The 17,836-nt window shown below is 58.6% G+C and carries 18 protein-coding genes and 2 pseudogenes; 14 read left to right on the top strand and 6 right to left on the bottom strand.

Going from position 1 to position 17,836, the window contains the following annotated elements; all coding sequences use genetic code 11:
- A partial coding sequence (locus AAIH70_RS22180; RefSeq protein WP_430035681.1) for a hypothetical protein occupies positions 1-274 on the top strand: 274 nt, incomplete at its 5' end.
- Between the two features lie 344 nt (positions 275-618).
- On the opposite strand, the gene AAIH70_RS22175 is transcribed toward AAIH70_RS22180, so the two are convergent.
- On the bottom strand, positions 619-2,022 hold the full coding sequence (locus AAIH70_RS22175) for a PLP-dependent aminotransferase family protein (protein ID WP_430035678.1): 1,404 nt from the start codon (positions 2,020-2,022) through the stop codon (positions 619-621).
- Positions 2,023-2,360: 338 nt separating this feature from the next.
- On the opposite strand from AAIH70_RS22175, the gene AAIH70_RS22170 reads away from it, so the two are divergent.
- The 9 genes from AAIH70_RS22170 (at position 2,361) to AAIH70_RS22130 (ending at position 10,112) form a co-directional block, all read left to right on the top strand.
- Positions 2,361-2,843 (top strand): MSMEG_0572/Sll0783 family nitrogen starvation response protein, encoded by a 483-nt coding sequence (locus AAIH70_RS22170; RefSeq protein WP_132280249.1) that lies wholly within the window; start codon positions 2,361-2,363, stop codon positions 2,841-2,843.
- Between the two features lie 81 nt (positions 2,844-2,924).
- A complete protein-coding gene (locus AAIH70_RS22165) occupies positions 2,925-3,980 on the top strand; it encodes a Nit6803 family nitrilase (RefSeq protein ID WP_430035676.1) in 1,056 nt (351 codons plus the stop codon).
- Positions 3,898-5,025: an MSMEG_0568 family radical SAM protein gene (locus tag AAIH70_RS22160; protein WP_132280242.1), complete on the top strand. Its 1,128-nt coding sequence runs from the start codon at positions 3,898-3,900 to the stop codon at positions 5,023-5,025. The genes AAIH70_RS22165 and AAIH70_RS22160 overlap by 83 nt, the downstream gene beginning before the upstream one ends.
- On the top strand, positions 5,022-5,564 hold the full coding sequence (locus AAIH70_RS22155; protein WP_132280239.1) for an MSMEG_0567/Sll0786 family nitrogen starvation N-acetyltransferase: 543 nt from the start codon (positions 5,022-5,024) through the stop codon (positions 5,562-5,564). The genes AAIH70_RS22160 and AAIH70_RS22155 overlap by 4 nt, the downstream gene beginning before the upstream one ends.
- Position 5,565: 1 nt before the next feature.
- Positions 5,566-6,540 (top strand): sll0787 family AIR synthase-like protein, encoded by a 975-nt coding sequence (locus AAIH70_RS22150; RefSeq protein ID WP_132280236.1) that lies wholly within the window; start codon positions 5,566-5,568, stop codon positions 6,538-6,540.
- Positions 6,537-7,694 carry an MSMEG_0565 family glycosyltransferase gene (locus AAIH70_RS22145; RefSeq protein WP_132280233.1) on the top strand — a complete coding sequence of 386 codons (1,158 nt, stop codon included), beginning with the start codon at positions 6,537-6,539 and terminating at the stop codon, positions 7,692-7,694. Before AAIH70_RS22150 ends, AAIH70_RS22145 begins: the two co-directional genes overlap by 4 nt.
- Entirely contained in the window at positions 7,687-7,974 is a 288-nt protein-coding gene (locus AAIH70_RS22140; protein ID WP_132280230.1) for an MSMEG_0570 family nitrogen starvation response protein, read from the top strand. The genes AAIH70_RS22145 and AAIH70_RS22140 overlap by 8 nt, the downstream gene beginning before the upstream one ends.
- A gap of 12 nt (positions 7,975-7,986) precedes the next feature.
- Complete coding sequence (locus tag AAIH70_RS22135) at positions 7,987-9,261, top strand: MSMEG_0569 family flavin-dependent oxidoreductase (protein WP_132280227.1); 1,275 nt, start codon at positions 7,987-7,989, stop codon at positions 9,259-9,261.
- A 2-nt stretch (positions 9,262-9,263) separates the two neighbouring features.
- Positions 9,264-10,112, top strand: coding sequence for a Pnap_2097 family protein (locus AAIH70_RS22130; protein WP_132280224.1), 849 nt, complete (start codon positions 9,264-9,266; stop codon positions 10,110-10,112).
- Between the two features lie 136 nt (positions 10,113-10,248).
- Here AAIH70_RS22130 and AAIH70_RS22125 read toward each other — a convergent pair whose 3' ends face one another.
- Positions 10,249-11,061, bottom strand: coding sequence for an IS5 family transposase (locus AAIH70_RS22125; protein WP_153353569.1), 813 nt, complete (start codon positions 11,059-11,061; stop codon positions 10,249-10,251).
- Between the two features lie 783 nt (positions 11,062-11,844).
- Between AAIH70_RS22125 and AAIH70_RS22120 the strand changes: the two genes are divergently transcribed.
- From AAIH70_RS22120 to AAIH70_RS22110, 3 genes are all read left to right on the top strand, one after another.
- Positions 11,845-13,431: a sensor histidine kinase gene (locus AAIH70_RS22120; RefSeq protein ID WP_430035669.1), complete on the top strand. Its 1,587-nt coding sequence runs from the start codon at positions 11,845-11,847 to the stop codon at positions 13,429-13,431.
- Positions 13,428-14,009, top strand: coding sequence for a response regulator transcription factor (locus AAIH70_RS22115; protein ID WP_132280218.1), 582 nt, complete (start codon positions 13,428-13,430; stop codon positions 14,007-14,009). Before AAIH70_RS22120 ends, AAIH70_RS22115 begins: the two co-directional genes overlap by 4 nt.
- Positions 14,010-14,105: 96 nt before the next feature.
- Positions 14,106-14,594 (top strand): GlcG/HbpS family heme-binding protein, encoded by a 489-nt coding sequence (locus AAIH70_RS22110; RefSeq protein ID WP_132280215.1) that lies wholly within the window; start codon positions 14,106-14,108, stop codon positions 14,592-14,594.
- Positions 14,595-14,717: 123 nt separating this feature from the next.
- Here AAIH70_RS22110 and AAIH70_RS22105 read toward each other — a convergent pair whose 3' ends face one another.
- A complete protein-coding gene (locus AAIH70_RS22105; RefSeq protein WP_430035666.1) occupies positions 14,718-14,945 on the bottom strand; it encodes a hypothetical protein in 228 nt (75 codons plus the stop codon).
- A 129-nt stretch (positions 14,946-15,074) separates the two neighbouring features.
- Positions 15,075-15,440 (bottom strand): hypothetical protein, encoded by a 366-nt coding sequence (locus AAIH70_RS22100; RefSeq protein WP_132280209.1) that lies wholly within the window; start codon positions 15,438-15,440, stop codon positions 15,075-15,077.
- 225 nt (positions 15,441-15,665) lie between these two features.
- Here AAIH70_RS22100 and AAIH70_RS22095 point away from each other — a divergent pair, with 225 nt between their 5' ends.
- Positions 15,666-16,001, top strand: a complete 336-nt coding sequence (locus AAIH70_RS22095; protein WP_132280206.1) for a GntR family transcriptional regulator — start codon at positions 15,666-15,668, stop codon at positions 15,999-16,001.
- Positions 16,002-16,179: 178 nt separating this feature from the next.
- On the opposite strand, the pseudogene AAIH70_RS22090 reads toward AAIH70_RS22095, so the two are convergent.
- A pseudogene (locus AAIH70_RS22090) lies at positions 16,180-17,243 on the bottom strand (nucleotidyltransferase family protein).
- 184 nt (positions 17,244-17,427) lie between these two features.
- Positions 17,428-17,721, bottom strand: a pseudogene (locus AAIH70_RS22085) (SDR family oxidoreductase); the annotation flags it as partial.
- Positions 17,722-17,836: the final 115 nt, after the last annotated feature.

The raw sequence follows: 17,836 nt of genomic DNA, 5'->3' as shown, positions 1-17,836 counted from the left end.
CGGATTGATGCCGATGAAGCAGAACGGCAGCGGCTGGCGGATGTTTGCGGCAAGCTCTTCTGTTCAGGGGCTGGCTCATAGGAACAACTGCGCCAGTCATCCGGGCGGCCGTGTTATCAGCGACGTCCTTCTTTCAAACCCAAAAGACCATCGCATTCCGCCACGCGGACGCGCTCTCCACAATAGCCGCATCCAAGGGCCGCGGGTGCGGATCGGCAGGCAAGGGGTCGATCCCCCACAAACATTATTCAGTTTTAATTTCATCCAACCCTAATTTACCTTATCGCCAGTCGCCTTCTGATGTTGTGATTGTCGCTGAGAACGGCTCCGGCGGCACAGGAAATTTCCACCCAGAATTAGATCTGACGCATTTTTGTTGAAGCAGAATGACTGGATTGCGCCGATCAACCACGCCTGCAGAAGATCGAGTTTCGCTCGTTCATACATTGGTGTTTGATGAGATTCAGGCGCGTGATCCCGCCTTCTTATGGTGTCGGAGGTGAGATGATTGCGTTTCTGACGGCACCAATGGGCCTTGCGACGCAGCCGGCAAGCGATGCAACAAGCCGGCACTGGCAGCTTCCAGCCATTCATCGAGCTTCCTCGCCCGGTTTTTCTTCAGAAGAATGTACCGACCCGTTCGGGCGATCCCTCCAGCGCATGGCCCATGAACTCCAGCGCGCCTCTCAGCTTTGCGCGTGAAATCGGTCCACCCAGGCACACCCTGACCGCCTCTGCCGCGGCGCCATCCACCGTGAATGCGTCGCTAGCGACAACCCCCAGCCCCGATGTGCGCATGTGGGAGCCAAAGGTCGAGCGGGTCCAGCCCTGACCGAGCGGCAGCCAGATGTTGAAGCTGATCGGATCGGCGCGGTAGCTGCCCTCCGGCAGAATGGTTGCGACCATATCCTGCCGCGCGGCGGCTTCTGTGCGGATGAAGCGCAGAATGCTGTCGGCCGTGCCATCCTCGATCCAGCGCGTCGCCAGTGCCACGGTCAGCGGCGAGGCCGATACATTGTTGGCCCGCATGGCGCTGATGAACGGCCATGCCGCCTTTGTGTCGGGAGCGACCACGAAGGCCAGTCGCAGCCCTGCACCGATGCACTTGGCGAGGCCGCCGATATGCCAGGTCAAATCGGGCGCCATGGCCGCCAGCGGCGCTGGACTGTGAAGCGGAATAAAACCGTAAGCATCGTCCTCGACGATCGGCACATGGTATTTGCGGGCAACAGCGCAGATTTCCTCGCGTCGTTTCTGCGGAATGGTCAGCGTCGTGGGGTTCTGCAAGGTCGGATTGAGATAAAGCGCCTTGGGCTTTGACCGTTCGCAGGCCTGCGCAAACGCCTCGGGAACGATGCCGTGCTCGTCCATCGGCAGACCGATGAGGTTCAAACCCAGTTGCGCCGCGATCGAACGCATGCCCGGATAGGTAATGTTTTCGGAAAATACGATCTCGCCCGGTTTTGCCAGCATGCCGAAAATTGCCAGCAAGGCCGGGTGAGCGCCCGGGGTCACGAAGATGCGTTCCTGCGAGGGCACGAGCCCGCGCCGGCTGAGCCACGAGGCTGCCGCATCCTTGTCCATGCCCGCGCCGCCAAAACCCTGGTAGCGCAGAAGCGAGATCATGTTCGTCGCAACGGAGGACAATCCCTCGCGCATGCGGGCAATCAGCTCAGGATCATCCGGTTCCGGCGGCATGTTCATCGAAAGATCGATGGCCGCGCTGCGGCGGGGATCAGGCGCCGCATTCGATACAAATCCCAGGCGCTCCTTCTCCACCCCGCCGGTCACGAAAGTGCCACGCCCCACATGCGTACTGACCAGGCCACGCTTCTGCGCCTCCACATAGCCACGCGCAACGGTGGTGAAATCGATTTCCAGCCGCTTTGCCAATTCTCTCTGCGGCGGCAACCTGTCTCCGACAACCAGATGGCCGCTGCGAAGATCCATTTCGATCACATCGGCGATCGCCATGTAACGGGGGCCGCTGCTGCGGCTCAGATCGGGCATCCAGGTCTTCATGCGGCATATCCATTTACGCGTATCATTGACTGTATATTGTTGCGGACTGGCGATGTCATCGGAAAAATTGCCGCAGGCCCGGCTCCCAGGAAATGCCACGAAACGTCTGCAATGACGGCATATTGAATGCATTCATGTGAAGCATGAGCGATCTGATAAAAGGCATATTTTTGCGGCTTTTTTGACAGATAAAAATGACTAATGCCAAATTGACTGCGTAAATGATCGGCTTTTTCGCGAATCTGATTTTATTTTAGGCAAAACCAATATTGGCACGGTGATTGCAATTGAATGGTTGCGCCCCGCGACGGGGTCTGAGTTCAAAACAGGAGCCATTCATGCCCGCAATCACAGCCCCGGCCCATGCTGACGGAGACTTCTTCGTCGATTACGAAGAGAAGGTCTTTGAAGACGTTCAGGCGAAAGAGGGCGAGAAAGCCCTCATCACCTTCCATACCGTCGCCTTCGAAGGCTCGATCGGCCTCGTCAACCTGCTGCAGGCCAAACGCTTGAAGCGCAAGGGCTACGACACATCGATCCTGCTGTATGGTCCCGGCGTCACGCTGGGCATCCAGCGCGGCTTTCCCAAGCTCGGCGCGGAAGCCTTTCCGGGCCATCTCAACTTCAACAACCAGATCAAGGGTTTCCTTGAAGAGGGCGGCAAGGTCTATGCCTGCCGTTTCGCGCTGCAGGCGCTCTATGGACATGGCGAGCCCGCACTGATCCCAGGCATCACGCCGATCAGCCCGCTCGACGTGCTCGACCTCATGCTCATCCACCGCCGCGATGGGGCCGTCATCCTCGACACCTGGACACTCTGACCGAGCGCGGGGGAGCCCTCTTCCGGGTTCCCCCGGCTGTCGGGAGCTATGCTTCCTTCAACCCTAACGAAGGATTTTTCCATGGACAGAAAAAACACGGTTCGCGCCGCCGCCGCGCAGATTGCGCCGGACCTGACCTCGCGGGAAAAGACGCTGGCCCGCGTTCTCGAGACCATTCACGACGCGGCCGCCAATGGCGCGGAACTGATCGTTTTTCCGGAGACCCTTGTTCCCTGGTATCCGTATTTTTCCTTCGTGCTGCCGCCGGTCCTGTCGGGACGTGAACATGTGCGCCTCTATGAAGAAGCGGTGGCCGTGCCAAGTGCGACCACGGATGCGGTGGCCTCGGCTGCGCGCGAACACGGTATCGTCGTAGCGCTTGGCGTCAACGAGCGGGATCACGGCACGCTCTATAACAGCCAGATCGTGTTCGACGCCGATGGCCGCATGATCCTCAAGCGCCGCAAAATCACGCCGACCTTCCATGAAAGGATGATCTGGGGCCAGGGCGATGCGTCGGGGCTGAGGGTCGTCGACAGCAAGGTCGGCCGCATCGGCGCGCTGGCCTGCTGGGAACATTACAATCCACTCGCCCGCTACGCCCTGATGGCCCAGCACGAAGACATCCACATCGCGCAATTTCCCGGCTCGATGGTCGGTCAAATCTTTGCCGACCAGATGGAAGTCACCATCCGTCACCACGCGCTGGAAAGTGGCTGCTTCGTCGTCAATGCCACCGGCTGGCTGAGCGACGAACAGATCGTCTCGATCACGCCGGATCAGGGCCTGCAAAAGGCGCTGCGCGGCGGCTGCATGACGGCGATCATCTCGCCAGAAGGCAAACATCTGGCAGATCCGATCACCGAAGGCGAAGGCATTTTGATCGCCGATCTCGACATGAGCCTGATCGTCAAGCGCAAGCGGATGATGGACTCGGTCGGCCATTATGCCCGCCCCGAACTCCTGCATCTCGTCATCGACGACCGGCCGACCGTGCCGATGGTCGCTTCGCATCCTTCCTCTTCTCACATCGCACCGACAGGGAGCAACACCGATGGACACAACGAACACACGGACGCAGCTTTCGACCGAAACGCTGATCAACGAGTTGCAGTCCTTCGGAGCACGGCTGGTTGATCCCAAGGCCGGCCATGAAAGCCGTCGTGGCGGCGCCGGCCCTTCCGACCACAAGGCGCTGACGATCGATGGCATGACGGTGATGGTGCCGGTCCACACCGCCCCCGCGTTCGAAAGTCCCTATCTGGTGGAAAAGCCGGACGATGCCGGCAACAGCCGCATCAGCCGCGACGGCCGGGTGATCGGCGAGGTATCGTTTCCGCTGCGCCCCCGCTTCTATGAACGCTCGACTGCAGATGGCGTGCCCTATTCGCAGATTGCGGTCCTGCATGGTCGCGACGTGCTGGCGACGACGGTGCTGCAGACCTGCATCCGCTATCAGAGCCGCACGAAAACCTGTCAGTTCTGCGCCATCGGCCAGTCGCTTGCGGCAGGCCGCACGGTGGCGCACAAGACGCCGGCCCAACTCGCCGAAGTCGCAAAGGCGGCCGTCGAACTCGACGGCGTCAAGCATATGGTGATGACGACCGGCACGCCGAAGGGCGACGATCGCGGTGCGGCCGTGCTGGCGGAAAGTGCGCGCGCCATCAAGGCGGCGGTCGACATTCCCATCCAGGCGCAATGTGAACCGCCCGAGGACGACATCTGGTTCACTCGCATGAAGGAGGCAGGCGTCGATGCGCTCGGCATGCATCTGGAAGTCGTAACGCCGGAAATCCGTGCCCGCATCATGCCCGGCAAGGCGCAGGTGGGAATCGAAAAATACATGACGTCGTTCAAGGCGGCAGTCGAGGTTTTCGGCCGCGGCCAGGTGTCGACCTATATTCTCGCAGGTCTCGGCGATACCCGCGAAGCAATTCTCGATATCTGCGAAAAGCTGGTGGCGATCGGTGTCTATCCATTCGTCGTGCCCTTCGTGCCGATTTCGGGAACGCCGCTCGAAAGCCACCCCTCCCCGAAACCCGATTTTATGCATTCGATCCTCGGCCCGCTGTCGAAAATGCTGGTGACCAGCGGCTTGAAGGCCGTCGATATCAAGGCCGGCTGCGGCAAATGCGGCGCCTGCTCTGCCCTTTCCACCTATGAAAGGATGCTGACCAAATGATGCTCGAACCCTTTGCACCTTATCGTTCGAACGAATTCCAGGTGAAGTTTGCCACCTCGAACTGGGAGCGCGACGAAGCGCACGCCTTGCGCCGTTTTGTCTTCTGCCGCGAACAGCAGATATTCGAAGATGACGACCGTGATGCGATCGACGATCACGCCATCCCGATCGTTGCGCTCTCGATGCTGGGGATCGCCGCCGACAGGCTGGTTGGAACGGTTCGCATTCACGAGGCCGAGCCGGGTGTGTGGTGGGGTTCGCGGCTTGCCGTGCACGAGGATTTTCGCAAGGTCGGCGCACTGGGCGCGACCCTCATCAAGCTCGCGGTCTCCTCCGCCAACGCAATGGGCTGCCACACGTTTTTCGCCAATGTGCAGGTTCAGAACGGGCTTCTGTTCCGTCGCCTGCATTGGGATGTGGTCGAGGAATTCGAGATCTACGGCAAGCCGCATCTTCGGATGAAGGCGGACCTGGCATGGTATCCACCCTGCGCCACGCCCGAAGCGGGTTTTGTCGCGCTCGCGAAAAAGGCGGCATGACATGGGCAGCATCGATATCGAAGCCCTTGCCGCACGATTGCGGTCCAGCAGCGGCATTGCCGCAAAACAGGATATAGGCGGCGTCGCGGCAAGCCTCGGCCTTGGTGGCAAAGCCGTTCCCGTTGGCGACGACTGCGCTGCCATCCCGGATGGTGACGGTTATCTGCTGTTTGCAATCGAGGGCTTCATCAACGAATTCGTCGCCGCCGATCCCTGGTTTGCAGGCTGGTGCGGCGTCATGGTCAACATATCCGACGTGGTGGCCATGGGCGGCCGGCCGGTTGCGGTCGTCGATGCTGTCTGGGCCAACGGTGAGGCGGAAGCAGCCCCGGTACTTGCCGGCATGCGGGCAGCCGCCGAAACGTTCGGCGTGCCGATCGTCGGTGGACATACCAATATCCGCACCGATCGCGGGCAGCTGTCCGTCGCCATCCTTGGCAGGGCCAAAAAGCTGCTGACCAGTTTCGATGCGAAGCCGGGCGATATTCTGGTTGCCGCGATCGACCATCGTGGCCGCTACCGCGAACCCTTCAACAACTGGGAAGCGGCAACCGACGCGCCGTCTGCACGGTTGCGCGGCGATCTGGACATCCTGCCGCAGATTGCAGAATCGGGATTGTCGCTTGCCGCCAAGGATATCAGTCAGGGTGGTATAGTCGGCACCGCCATCATGCTGGCAGAATGTTCCGGCGTCGGTATCGAGATCGATGTTTCCACCATTCCCCTCCCCGCCAATGTTACACTCGACCGCTGGCTGGCGACCTTCCCGAGTTATGGATACCTGCTTTCTGTTTCGCCCGACAACGTCAAGGCAGTGCTGTCCCGTTTTGCGGAACGCAACATAACCGCTGCCCCCATAGGTACGGTCACAGCCGGCACGTATGTCACCATATCGGATGGTGACGAGCGGGCAGTCATCCGCGACTACTTAACCAACCCGCTGATGCAATTGCGCCATAAGGAGCATGCGGCATGAGCCGGCGTCTACGCATTGCCATGCTCACTCATTCCACCAACCCGCGTGGCGGCGTTGTGCATGCGATGCATCTTTCGGAAGGACTTACGGACATCGGGCATGAGGTTGTGCTGCATGCTCCCGATGCCCGAGACCGAGGATTCTTCCGCAAACCACGTTGTCAGACAGTCTGTTTCTCCGTCGACCCCGCCGCATCGGACATGACTGGCATGGTCGAGCAGCGCATCTCCGACTACGTGCAATATTTCCAAAGCCCCGCAGCGCGGGACTTCGACATGTTTCATGCCCATGACGGCATTTCCGGCAACGCGCTGGCGACATTGAAGGAACGCGGTCTGATCCCCGCCTTCGTCCGCACCGTGCATCACATCGACACGTTTTCCGACCCAAAGCTGATGCAATTGCAGGACCGTTCCATCGATAGGGCCGACCGGTTTTTCTCCGTCAGCGAAATGTGGCAGGCAACCTTGCGCACCAATCGGGGCATCAGCTCCGTCGTGGTCGGCAACGGTGTTGATACGCAACGCTTTGCGCCAACATGGAATGGTGAACAGGCCGAACTGCACGACCGGCTCGGCCTGCATTCCGGCCCTGTCTTTCTCAGCATCGGCGGCATCGAGTCGCGCAAGAACACACTCGGCATCCTCGACGCCTTCCGGCAGTTGCGCGCCGTGGAACCTCTTGCCCAACTGGTCATAGCCGGCGGCGTGTCCCTGCTCGACCACCGCGATTACCAGGAGGAGTTCCAGTCCCATCTGCGGGCATTGCGGTCGGATGCGGCCGCCGTTCACGTGATCGGAGCGGTGGCGGATGGCGACATGCCCAACCTCTACCGGCTTGCCGACGCTCTGGTTTTTCCCTCGCTGAAGGAAGGATTCGGCCTTGTCGTATTGGAAGCGATGGCGAGCGGCGTGCCCACCATCGTGCCGTCGATTGCGCCGTTTACCGGATATCTGAGCAGCGACGACGCCATCTGGTGCGATCCGCATCACTCGGCCTCGATAGCAGAAGCCATGGCGCTGTCACTGCTCCCCCAGATCCGCGACAGAGTCATCGCCCGCGGGCTGGAGGTCGCCGGCCGTTTCAGCTGGCGCCGTGTCGCCGAGGCCCATTTGCCCACCTACGCAACATTGAAGGAGGCTGCCAATGCCTGAAATGCGTTTTGTCATCACTTGGCCCGATGGTCAGGAAGAGAGCTGCTATTCGCCTTCCCTGATCATCCGCGATTTCTTTACCGAGGGCGAAAGCTATCCGGTCGTGGATTTCGTAGATCGCAGCCGCAAGGCGTTGACCATCGCCAGCGACCGCGTCGAGGCGAAATTCGGATTTGCCTGCTCGTCGGCCAACGACCAGCTCGCCCGCATCGAAAGCGCCGCCGCCGCCTTCCTGAGCGATACGGATGCCCGCGTCCGCTGCAACAGCTTCATTCTCTGAAAGGCCCAGTCCATGCTCCATTACTTAAAGCAGCATTACAGCACCGTCGTCATCGGCGGCGGGCAGGCCGGGCTTTCCGCCAGCCATTACCTGAAGACGCACGGTATCGACCATGTCGTCTTCGAAAAGAAGACCGTCGCCCACAAGTGGAAGGACGAGCGCTGGGATGCATTTTGCCTGGTCACGCCGAACTGGCAGTGCCAGTTGCCCGATCATCCCTATGACGGCGAGGATCCGCATGGTTTCATGGTGAAGGACCAGATCATCGCCTATGTTGACCACTTCGTGAAGAAGGTGGATGCGCCGGTATTGGAAGGGACGAGCGTCACATCCGTCGAGAAGATGGCTGGCGGCGGCTTCACGGTGGAGACATCGGCCGGCACCGTCACGGCCGACAGTGTCGTGCTCGCCACCAGTCTCTACAGTCGGCCGGCAGTGCCGCGTGCAGCCGAGCGCCTGTCGGACAGTATTATCCAGATCCATACCGCCGACTATCGCAACCCCGCGCAATTGCCAGAGGGTGCCGTCATGGTCGTCGGCTCGGGCCAGTCCGGCTGCCAGATCGCCGAGGACCTGCATCTTGCCGGCCGGAAAGTTCACATGGTGACCGGCAATGCGCCGCGCTGCGCCCGCTTCTACCGTGGCCGCGACGTGGTCGATTGGCTGGCCGATGTCGGCCAGTATGACATCACGGTCGCCCATGAAGGCATGACCAAGAAAAAGCATGATACCAATCATTACCTGACCGGCCGCGATGGCGGCCGCGACATCGACCTGCGGAAATTCGCTCTGGAAGGAATGGAGCTTTACGGCCGCATGGAAGGCGTGGCGAACGGAAAGATGCTGTTCGCCGCCAATCTCAAAAGCAATCTCGACAATGCCGATCGCGTCTATAATGGCATCAATGGCCTGATCGACCGGTACATTGCCGAAAAAGGCATCGATGCGCCGGCTGGCAGCCCCTATCTTCCGCTTTGGGAGCCGGAATGCGAACCGACAGAACTCGATCTTGCACATGAAGGCGTCACCTCGGTAATCTGGGCCACGGGATTTACTCCGGACTGGTCCTATGTCGGCCTGCCGATCTTCGATGGAACGGGTTATCCCGTGCAGCAGCGTGGTGTGACCGGCATTGACGGCATTTACGTTCTGGGTTTGCCCTGGCTGTGGACCTGGGGGTCAGGGCGCTTTCTCGCCGTCGGCAAGGACGCCGAACATGTCGTGACCCATCTCACTGGTTATCTGGGCGGGCTGCAACCCGCGCTCAAGCAGATGGCCGGCCGGTGATCATGAACCTTGCCGTTATAGACACCCGGATCGGTGCGCCCTCCTCCCGCGAGCTGATGGAGCGGGCGCTTGATCCGTACATGCTTCTCGGCATGCCGCATCTCACCCCCACCGGGCTTTCGGAAACCTGGCTGATGAAGGAACTCGGGCATCGGCACTGGATCATGCTGGCCCGTCACCTGCAGATGGAAAATGCCGATTTCCGCACCGGTGATGGCGGCGAGGCCTATGCATCCATCTGCGCCACGGCGCTGCGCGATGCGGATTTTTCCAGGGCGCGCGCCAACGACATACTCGAAATCCGGTCGTCTTTGACCGCACTGTCGCGCAATCAGCATTCAAGCCGCCATCGCCTGCAGATCGGTACGCTTTCGATCTGCGACGTCGAGATCGTCTCGGCCTTCATTATCAGACGGCGGCCGGGAGACAATCACGCGCTGATGCGCGCCGAGCCCTGCCGCGACGCACCGGCGCGTTATGGCGAAAGCGCGCTCGCACAGCGCGCGTCCGCTATCAGACGCGGCCAGTTTGATGCTCAAACAGGTTTGCCGCATGACGGACAAGCAACGCTGCTCGCGCGCCTTGTCCCGGATGCCAGAGAAGACTTCAATGGTGCTGGCCTCTTGTATTTCGCGCATTTCCAGAGGTTCTTTTCAGGCACCCTCGAAGCAGCCATGCCCGGATCGTTTGTCGGCAGTCGCCAGCGCGAGATGTTCTTTCTCGGCAATATCGCCATTGGTGAGGCCGTCGAGATCAACCTTTTGCGCGGCCCGCCTGATGATGCCAGGTTGTTGTGCAACATGGTCCGGCAGGACGGCAAGGTCATCGCCTATGCGTCAAACGGCCCTTGATACGGCTGTTTTCCGGTTTCTCGAGACCACCTCATACATGGACGCCTGGAAACCGAACCAGTTATTCATGCACAAAACTAGGGTCTCCAACCTTTTTGGTGACCGCAAACCTTTCGCTTAGAGTCCGTCCGAGAATTCATGATGGTCGTGCGATGCGCCTTGTCAGCGTCATGATGGATGCAGCATAGAGAAATGCTTCGGCCGACTTTATCGTTGCCTCCGGGTCTTTCCACAGTCGTCGATTTCGGCTGATCCAGGCGAAGAAACGCTCGACGACCCAGCGCTTTGGATGAACGGCAAAGCCGACCTGATCCTTGGGCTTACGGACGATCTCGACATCGACCAGCGTCGCATTCTGCGGCCTGTCACCTGAATATCCCATGTCGGCGAATGCCTTTTCTACGAAGGGAAAGGACTTGCGGGATACCTGCAGAACAGGGATCGCGCCGTCTCTGTCTTGAATATCGGCAGGCTGGGGATCAAGGACCAGCGCACGACCATCCATGTCCACCATCGCCTGTCGCTTGCGACCTTTGACCTTCTTGCCCGCATCATAGCCGCGCGGACCACCGCTCTCGGTGGTCTTGACGCTCTGGCTGTCCAGAACAGCGGCGCTCGGCGAGGCCTGTCGTCCGACCCGCTCACGATCCGTTGCAACCAGGCAACGGTTGATCCGCGTGAACAGCCCGCTATCGCGCCATCGGCAGAAATAACCGAACACCGTGCTCTTGGGCGGCAGGTCTTTCGGGATAAGCCGCCACGGGATACCGCCACGCAGAACGTAGAAGATGGCGTTGACGATCTCACGCACAGGCCAAACTGGTTTGCGCCCTCTGCGGGCCGGTTGAGGAAACAGCGGGGCGAGCACCTCCCATTCTCTATCCGTCAGGTCGGTTTCATATCGGGGCTGGTTGCGACTATACTGCCGCCGGGTGGTCGGGTTCCACATGGCGCTTCCATTCTGGCTTTGAACACCGTCTTGGAATCATCATCGGCCCGATCACTCAACTCAATTCTCGGACAGGCTCTTAGGAGATGGGCAATGACAGCGTCGATATTCTCGATCCTACGTTTCAGCCCGCGCAGATCGCTGTTCGGTTAACCAACGATCGGTTTGGTTAGTTATGGGAAACGCCTCCGCCGAATTAGGTTCTTGGTCGGAAGCACCGATGCGAGCGATTTCCTGTGAGGGCTCCTTGTTGGATACGATAGTCAGGCTGCGCTGGAGAGGTCGGCAATCGCCGCGAAAAGACGCTCTGGCCCTTGGTAGAGTTCAGCCTGGAATATTTCCGGCAGTTCGGGCTACCACCCTCGAAGGATGTGGTGCGATTGAAGGGCGAAACAGCATAGCCTCGCAGGACTCACATCACTTTCCGGCGCGGGGAGTACCTCGGTTTGCTCTTGGTGGGGTCGGATCCGACTGCCTGCAAGTTCAGCAGAAAGAAGCCTTTTTAAGTGATGCCGGAAGAGCACGGCCTGCCTCATTCACGTCATCAATCGCTCACGGGATGCCAATGCTACCAAGAAGAGCATTTCTGATTATGCATTGCCGAGGCTGAGGAAAGCACGATCAAGGACCATCGTCGAGGTCTATTGGCGACTGCAATCGCAGGCGAGCCGAGGATGTGGACATCGAGCATACGGCGCGCCCATATTTTTCTTGCGGCGCCTAACGCCTCATGCACCTATCAGCTGCCGGCTGCAATCACGTCGAGGACGGTAGGTTTACGGATTGTCGTCCCGCACGAAAAGGCTATTGCTTGCCTCCAGGTCATTGGCACAAGAGAGAACCACAACATCCATGGCGTTGAGACAGCTGAAACAGGCAGGCGTATTTCCTCTTCGTGCCTTGGCTGTGTGGTTGCTGATGAGCCTTGCCGTCATGGGCCTGCTGGGGGCCTACCAATACACGTCGGATCTTTCCGATCTGTCGGAGCGGACAAGGAGCATGGAAATGCTTCTTGCCGAGAGGCTGGCCCAGCATGACGCTCACCTGTCCGGGCTCGGGGCAGTCGTTCGCATGTCACCTGACGAGCCATCGCCCAGTATTCAGGGCCTGGCTGAAAACATCATTACCCGCTATCCCCGCATTACCGACATAGCCACCATCTCCATCGGCAGTGGCACCGTGAGGGCGGTATCGTATGGAAGAGCTATGGGTCCCGAAATCATCGACCTGCAGCCAATCCTGGATCTGACCGGCCTTGAAAAGACCGGCGATACTTCAGCCCGACCGGCGACCACACCACATGCTTACGAGATCTTCAAACTGGTTGCCCCAAAGCGGCTACTTCGCTTGCGTATCGATACGGACGCCTTGCTGGATATGGGCGATGAAGGTGCGCAATATTCGTCGATGTTGTCGCTGAACCATACCGTTCTTTTTGAAAAGAATGGCGGCACCGATGCATTGTTGACAGCGTCCAACACGCTGGACACCAGCAATCACAGCCAGCCTCTGCATTTGATGGTGAGTCGCGGTTTCAGACTGAATGAACTCTGTCCCCCGCAACTGGCCTTTCCTCTGCTTGCGGGGCTGGCAGCGATCACATGGCTGATCATGAGGTATCGCCATGCCAGCCGGGAGCGACAGTCGCAGGAGCGGCGTGCCATGTTGTTTGAACAGGAAGCGAAACTTGCCCAGGCCGGTCGCGTAAACGCAATAGGTGAAATGGCTTCAGGTATCGCCCACGAACTCGCTCAGCCGATTGCCGCAATACTTAGCCAAAGCCAGGCGGCAAAACGTGCATTGGCAATCAAACGCCCGGACATCCTGGAAAGTGCGATCGATGCGAACATCCGCGACGCCAGGCGCGCCGGGGATATCCTTTCCCGCATGCGTGCCTACGTGTCCGGGGCGCCGGCCCGGATAGAGGAAATTTCCCTGACCGAGGCAATCACCGATGCCTTGCGGCTCGTCGAAGCCGACTTGGCACAGCGCGGCATTGCGCTCGCGGTAACGATGTCCGACAATGTCGGAACCGGCCACGTCGATGTGATCTCGTTTCAGCAGGTTCTTCATAATCTGGTCCGGAACGCCGCCGATGCCGTTGCAGATCGACAGAACCCGAACATAACAGTCGACGTCCTGCGGCAAGGAAACGAGGTGCTGATCGTGGTTGCCGACAATGGTCCCGGCATCGAACCTTCATCGCTCGACCGCATATTCGATCCGTTCTTCACGACCAAGACAGAGGGCATGGGCCTCGGGTTACCGCTTTCTGCCCGTCTTCTGGAAAAGATGAACGGTTCGATCGAAGCATGTAATGATGGTGGCGCCCGTTTTACCATCCACCTCCCAACCGGTATGTTGCCATGATCTATCTGGTAGACGACGATCCTTCCGTGCGTGAGGCCCTGACGCTTTTGCTTGCGACCTATGGCAGAGAGGTCACGTCATATCCGGATGCTGCGCACCTGCTGGCGAATATCGAAAAGGCACAACCCGGCATTCTCATACTGGATCTGAGGATGCCGGCGACGAGCGGTCTTCAGCTCATGAACAAGCTGGCGGATCTGCGCATCGGATGGCCCGCGATCATGATTACGGGCCATGGCGACATTGAAGCTTGCCGCCGCGCATTCAAGGCAGGCGTTTCGGATTTTCTGACAAAACCTGTCGATGAACATGTCCTGATGGAAGCGATCACCTCATGCGAGGCAATGCTTGGCGAATTTCTGGCGTTTCGAGAAAACAGCCATTTGATCGACCTTCTGACGGCGCGCGAGCGGGAGGTGATCGAGCTTGTATCAAAAGGGTTTGCAAGCAAGGACATAGCTGCCGCGCTCGAAGTCTCCGTGCGTACCGTCGATAGCCACCGCGCCAACATTGCCGCGAAATTCGGGACGTCAGCCGTTGCCGAACAGACGCGCATCTGGCTTGCCGAGCATCGGTAATCCTACCGATGCTCTTCGGTGGCGGTGCGAATTTCGTGACGTCACTTGTCCAACTAGGTTGGCTGCACTCCACTCACCAACCAAAAGGCTGACAAAATGAAAACTGCCCTGCTCTCGCTTGCACTTACGACGTCTTTCGCCGCCTCGGCTCTTGCCCAGGATGTCGTCCAGCAGACCAGCCTCGGCACCCCGCTGGCTATAGAGCTTGCCCAGGCTGCAGTGGCAGCGTGCTCGACGGAAGGCTACAATGTCGCCGCGGCTGTAACCGATCGCTCTGGCGTATTGCTCGCTCTCGTTCGCGCCGAGAATGCCGGAGCGCACACGGCAAACGCTTCCACCGCAAAAGCCTTCACGTCAGCGTCTTCACGCACGCCGACGAGCACGATGGCCGAAAACGTCGCCAAAAACGCTGGCGCGGCCGGCCTTGTCGACATTCCGGGCTTCCTTGTTCTTGCAGGCGGCGTACCCGTCAAGGCTAGTAGCGCAACAGTCGGTGCAATCGGCGTCGCCGGCGCCCCCGGCGGCAATCTGGACGAGGCCTGTGCCAACAAGGCGATCGAAAAAGTCTCCTCCCGCCTGAAATAACTCGACCGAAACACTCCGACGCCCCAGGGCAAAACTTGGGGCGTCGCCAGGAAAGGCCAATGTTCTGCAAGTGTCACTGAATGTTCAGGCCGCCGAACACCAAGTGACCACTGACGTCGGCCATCAAGGGAATCTCAAGTCCAAACCCAGCATGCTGCTTACGAAAAAGGCGATAAGCGCCACGATCAGTAGCGCGAGAACGAAGAAAGTGGTCATCTTGACGCCGGTGCCCAGCATAGCAAGCGTTGCCCCCTTCTCCCCCTGATCGTAGTGCCACTTGATAGCGAAGAACATGGCTATTCCCAAGGCCAGAACCTTGAACGTAACGAAGACGATAGGTACCCAATTCATGGTTGTGTCTCTCTGTGCATCACGACAGGTCTTGAGATCTCATCCCGCCCGAGCGCATGCTTGCATGGATAGCTATGGCAGACGGCAGCAGCTTTGGCTAAGCGAAAGCCCTTGATTTACCTGCAACTGTCAAAGCGTTTCATGGGCTGGTTGAGCGCCGAGAGTAACGACGTTCGACACGCTATTCAGGGGCTTTTCTCGCACGCGGTCGTCGTCGCCCTTCATATTGTCCGCCTCAAAACGGAAACGATCGCTGGCAAGCCAGCGCTTCACCAGCCAAAACGGCAAGAGACACGCGAAAAGCACCGGAGGAAGCGCGACAAACAGGTGTACCCCGACTGAAGGTGAATAAACAAACTGGATCATGCCCACCAACGCCGCACCCACAGCGCATATCAAGACGACCACAACGAACGCCAGCCTGTCCCACGGCGGGGAGGCAAGCCCACCGGATCTGCTGTGAATAGGTGACAACATAGCCCTGTCGTCGGTCATGTCATATCTCCAATAAAATTGACTGCATATACAAAAACATACAATACTGCGATCAATAGACGTATATCACATATTGTCGCAGGGTACTGCCTCGTGAAGGCTGCCGTTGAAAGACGTTGAAAACCATCAAACGTGTCTAATGTTGCCGTTTTTCTTGAATTCTGCGGAAAATTTAAATCCCATGCACCGACCATATAATGGATTCGATTGAATGCATTTTAATGGATGAATGATGAGTTCTCCTGGACGCCTCAGCTTGATACCTGGGAGGCGCCTATTTACCTGGCTATTGCGAACGCTTTGGCTCAGGACATCCCAAATGGGCGACTTGCGGAAGGCAGGAGGTTTCCAACGCAGCGCAAACTTGCCAACAAGCTTGGTATCGACTTCACCACAGTCAGCCGACCCTACTCTGGCGCGTTACAAGACCCTGCTGATCGAGTGGATTTCAGAGTGAAGACATTTGGACGGGAACGAGACCCAATTCCCTCGCATTGCCAAATGGGTGATGGATTCCCAACCTGCAACCACCGCCTTCAGCGAGGCCTTGCAAATGCTTAGGTACGCTGTCTTTACGCACTTGGTTCGAACGGGAGGCCGATGCTTCAATTGGCGTGGGAAGCAGACCTCCAATGCTCTTGATGGGAGTTGAACCGGCGTAAAACTGACCGTATCCTTAAGAACTTGAAGCCGATGCGCGATTTTGGATTCGTAAACCCGTTGCCGACTTCTACGTGCTCTAAGGAAAGCCCTCCGGCGGATCTGAACCGATCTCGGTGTTACCTTGTCTCCTGATCCGGTTAAGCGCATCTTGGCCTTCCGCAGACAACATACTGTTTGCAGCCTTCTGAAGAGCCTCTTGCCACGCTGGCCCACGTTGCCACGCTTCCTCGAACGCAATCGGGAAATCGGACGCTCTGCGGGTCTCATAAAGAGCTTCAAAAAGATTTCGGCCTGGCGAATATCTTTGTCGCGTTTAACCGCACCTAGACCGTCGGCTCTGCGTCTTGTGGCCACAATCATTTTATGCACCGCATATCGAGCAGGATCTGGAACAGTCACTGGGATGCCGCTCTTGTGCAACAGGATCGTTCTCAAGGGATCTCTGATCAGGAAGTCGAGAAACCGAAGTGGATCCGCACTTGCGCCACCAAGAGCAGGCATGCTTGCGGGTCGGTCGATGTAGTCATCAGATCCCCGGTTCGAAGTTAGAAATTCGACACGATATCCAGTTGCTTTCTGGAAGGCGGACGAGGCAATCGAACCTAATCGGTGGGGGACTGGCGGAAAACTTGGATCAACGTTCTGCAGGAGATCAACAATGGGCGGAAGCGTGTCTTCAACCTCGCGAGAGACTGCATTATCCTGAGCGACATCAGCATCTCCGGTCAGAATTGCAGCCGCCTGCAATCGAACACCGAGCAAGCCCGCATAGGTCTGGAACGCGACCGCGCCGATGAGCATACCGAAGAGCCGAAAGAGGCCGCCGGATGCAAGCGCTTCCACGACCGTTCCTGACATCGTATCCGGTGCAATCATCCCGCCTTCAGGAGTGAGACTGCTTACCATCCGTCGTCGTGCGAGAAGATCATCTTTCTGCTGCTGGTGTGTTTCGACGCGCCGCGTGATCTCAGCATCTTCGGCTGGACCGACATAGCGCCGGGATTTCCCACCGGAACCATCTGAGATGTCGAAAAATCAGTAGTTTTTTCCCTTGACCACAACGCACTTAAAGCGGCCTTCTAGGGGAAAGTTGGCGGTCCAAGCGGTGTCCATCGACCGTTGTTCCAGCTCCGCCAGCATTGTCTGATAGACGAGCGCGTGAAGTGCATGTGACAGGAGGAGACTTTTTTGGCGGGCCCAAGTCTGCCGCGCGGCCGGACAGCTGCAGCGCCATAAGTTCAGCCGCAGCCGCCACTCGCAACAAATGAGATTGGTACCGCTTTAGCGGATGGAGGTGGCGACCGGCCGACTTACGACCTGATGTTCAAGCGGTCGGAATAGTCCCACCGTCGATAACATGTTCCGTGCACGTGATGGACGATGCTCGATCCGATGCAAGGAACGCGATCAGGTCGGCGACTTCTTCCGGCGCGGCTGGTCGTCCCAGAGGTATGTCGCCGAGCGACTTCATGATCAAATCCACCGCAGCGTCGTAGCTGATACCGGCTTCCTCGGCGATCCGCAGAGCCAGACCATTGGAGCCGGGACTGGCGATCCAGCCGGGAGAAACCCGGACCAGCCGTACACCTTTCGGAGAAACCTCCTTGGAAAGGCTTTCAATAGCGCCGCATAGCAGGAGCTGAACACGCTGATCCGGCGAAGATGTTGTTTCAGTGCTGAGGCCATGAACCTCATTGCGTTTGCGCCATTGACCGGTTCAGACGGACACGGAA

Source organism: Neorhizobium sp. BT27B (genome assembly GCF_050455485.1).
In the GTDB taxonomy this organism is placed as follows: domain Bacteria; phylum Pseudomonadota; class Alphaproteobacteria; order Rhizobiales; family Rhizobiaceae; genus Neorhizobium.
Note: the sequence above shows the minus strand (reverse complement) of the source record. Positions and strands in the feature narration are given on the sequence as shown.

Coding starts and splice junctions, on each gene's coding strand:
- AAIH70_RS22140 (WP_132280230.1), top strand. CDS start 7,687: ATGCCTGAAATGCGTTTTGTCATCACTTGGCCCGATGGTCAGGAAGAG.
- AAIH70_RS22110 (WP_132280215.1), top strand. CDS start 14,106: ATGAAAACTGCCCTGCTCTCGCTTGCACTTACGACGTCTTTCGCCGCC.
- AAIH70_RS22165 (WP_430035676.1), top strand. CDS start 2,925: ATGGACAGAAAAAACACGGTTCGCGCCGCCGCCGCGCAGATTGCGCCG.
- AAIH70_RS22160 (WP_132280242.1), top strand. CDS start 3,898: ATGGACACAACGAACACACGGACGCAGCTTTCGACCGAAACGCTGATC.
- AAIH70_RS22095 (WP_132280206.1), top strand. CDS start 15,666: ATGAATGATGAGTTCTCCTGGACGCCTCAGCTTGATACCTGGGAGGCG.
- AAIH70_RS22135 (WP_132280227.1), top strand. CDS start 7,987: ATGCTCCATTACTTAAAGCAGCATTACAGCACCGTCGTCATCGGCGGC.
- AAIH70_RS22105 (WP_430035666.1), bottom strand. CDS start 14,945: ATGAATTGGGTACCTATCGTCTTCGTTACGTTCAAGGTTCTGGCCTTG.
- AAIH70_RS22130 (WP_132280224.1), top strand. CDS start 9,264: ATGAACCTTGCCGTTATAGACACCCGGATCGGTGCGCCCTCCTCCCGC.
- AAIH70_RS22155 (WP_132280239.1), top strand. CDS start 5,022: ATGATGCTCGAACCCTTTGCACCTTATCGTTCGAACGAATTCCAGGTG.
- AAIH70_RS22100 (WP_132280209.1), bottom strand. CDS start 15,440: ATGACCGACGACAGGGCTATGTTGTCACCTATTCACAGCAGATCCGGT.
- AAIH70_RS22170 (WP_132280249.1), top strand. CDS start 2,361: ATGCCCGCAATCACAGCCCCGGCCCATGCTGACGGAGACTTCTTCGTC.
- AAIH70_RS22175 (WP_430035678.1), bottom strand. CDS start 2,022: ATGAAGACCTGGATGCCCGATCTGAGCCGCAGCAGCGGCCCCCGTTAC.
- AAIH70_RS22145 (WP_132280233.1), top strand. CDS start 6,537: ATGAGCCGGCGTCTACGCATTGCCATGCTCACTCATTCCACCAACCCG.
- AAIH70_RS22150 (WP_132280236.1), top strand. CDS start 5,566: ATGGGCAGCATCGATATCGAAGCCCTTGCCGCACGATTGCGGTCCAGC.
- AAIH70_RS22125 (WP_153353569.1), bottom strand. CDS start 11,061: ATGTGGAACCCGACCACCCGGCGGCAGTATAGTCGCAACCAGCCCCGA.
- AAIH70_RS22115 (WP_132280218.1), top strand. CDS start 13,428: ATGATCTATCTGGTAGACGACGATCCTTCCGTGCGTGAGGCCCTGACG.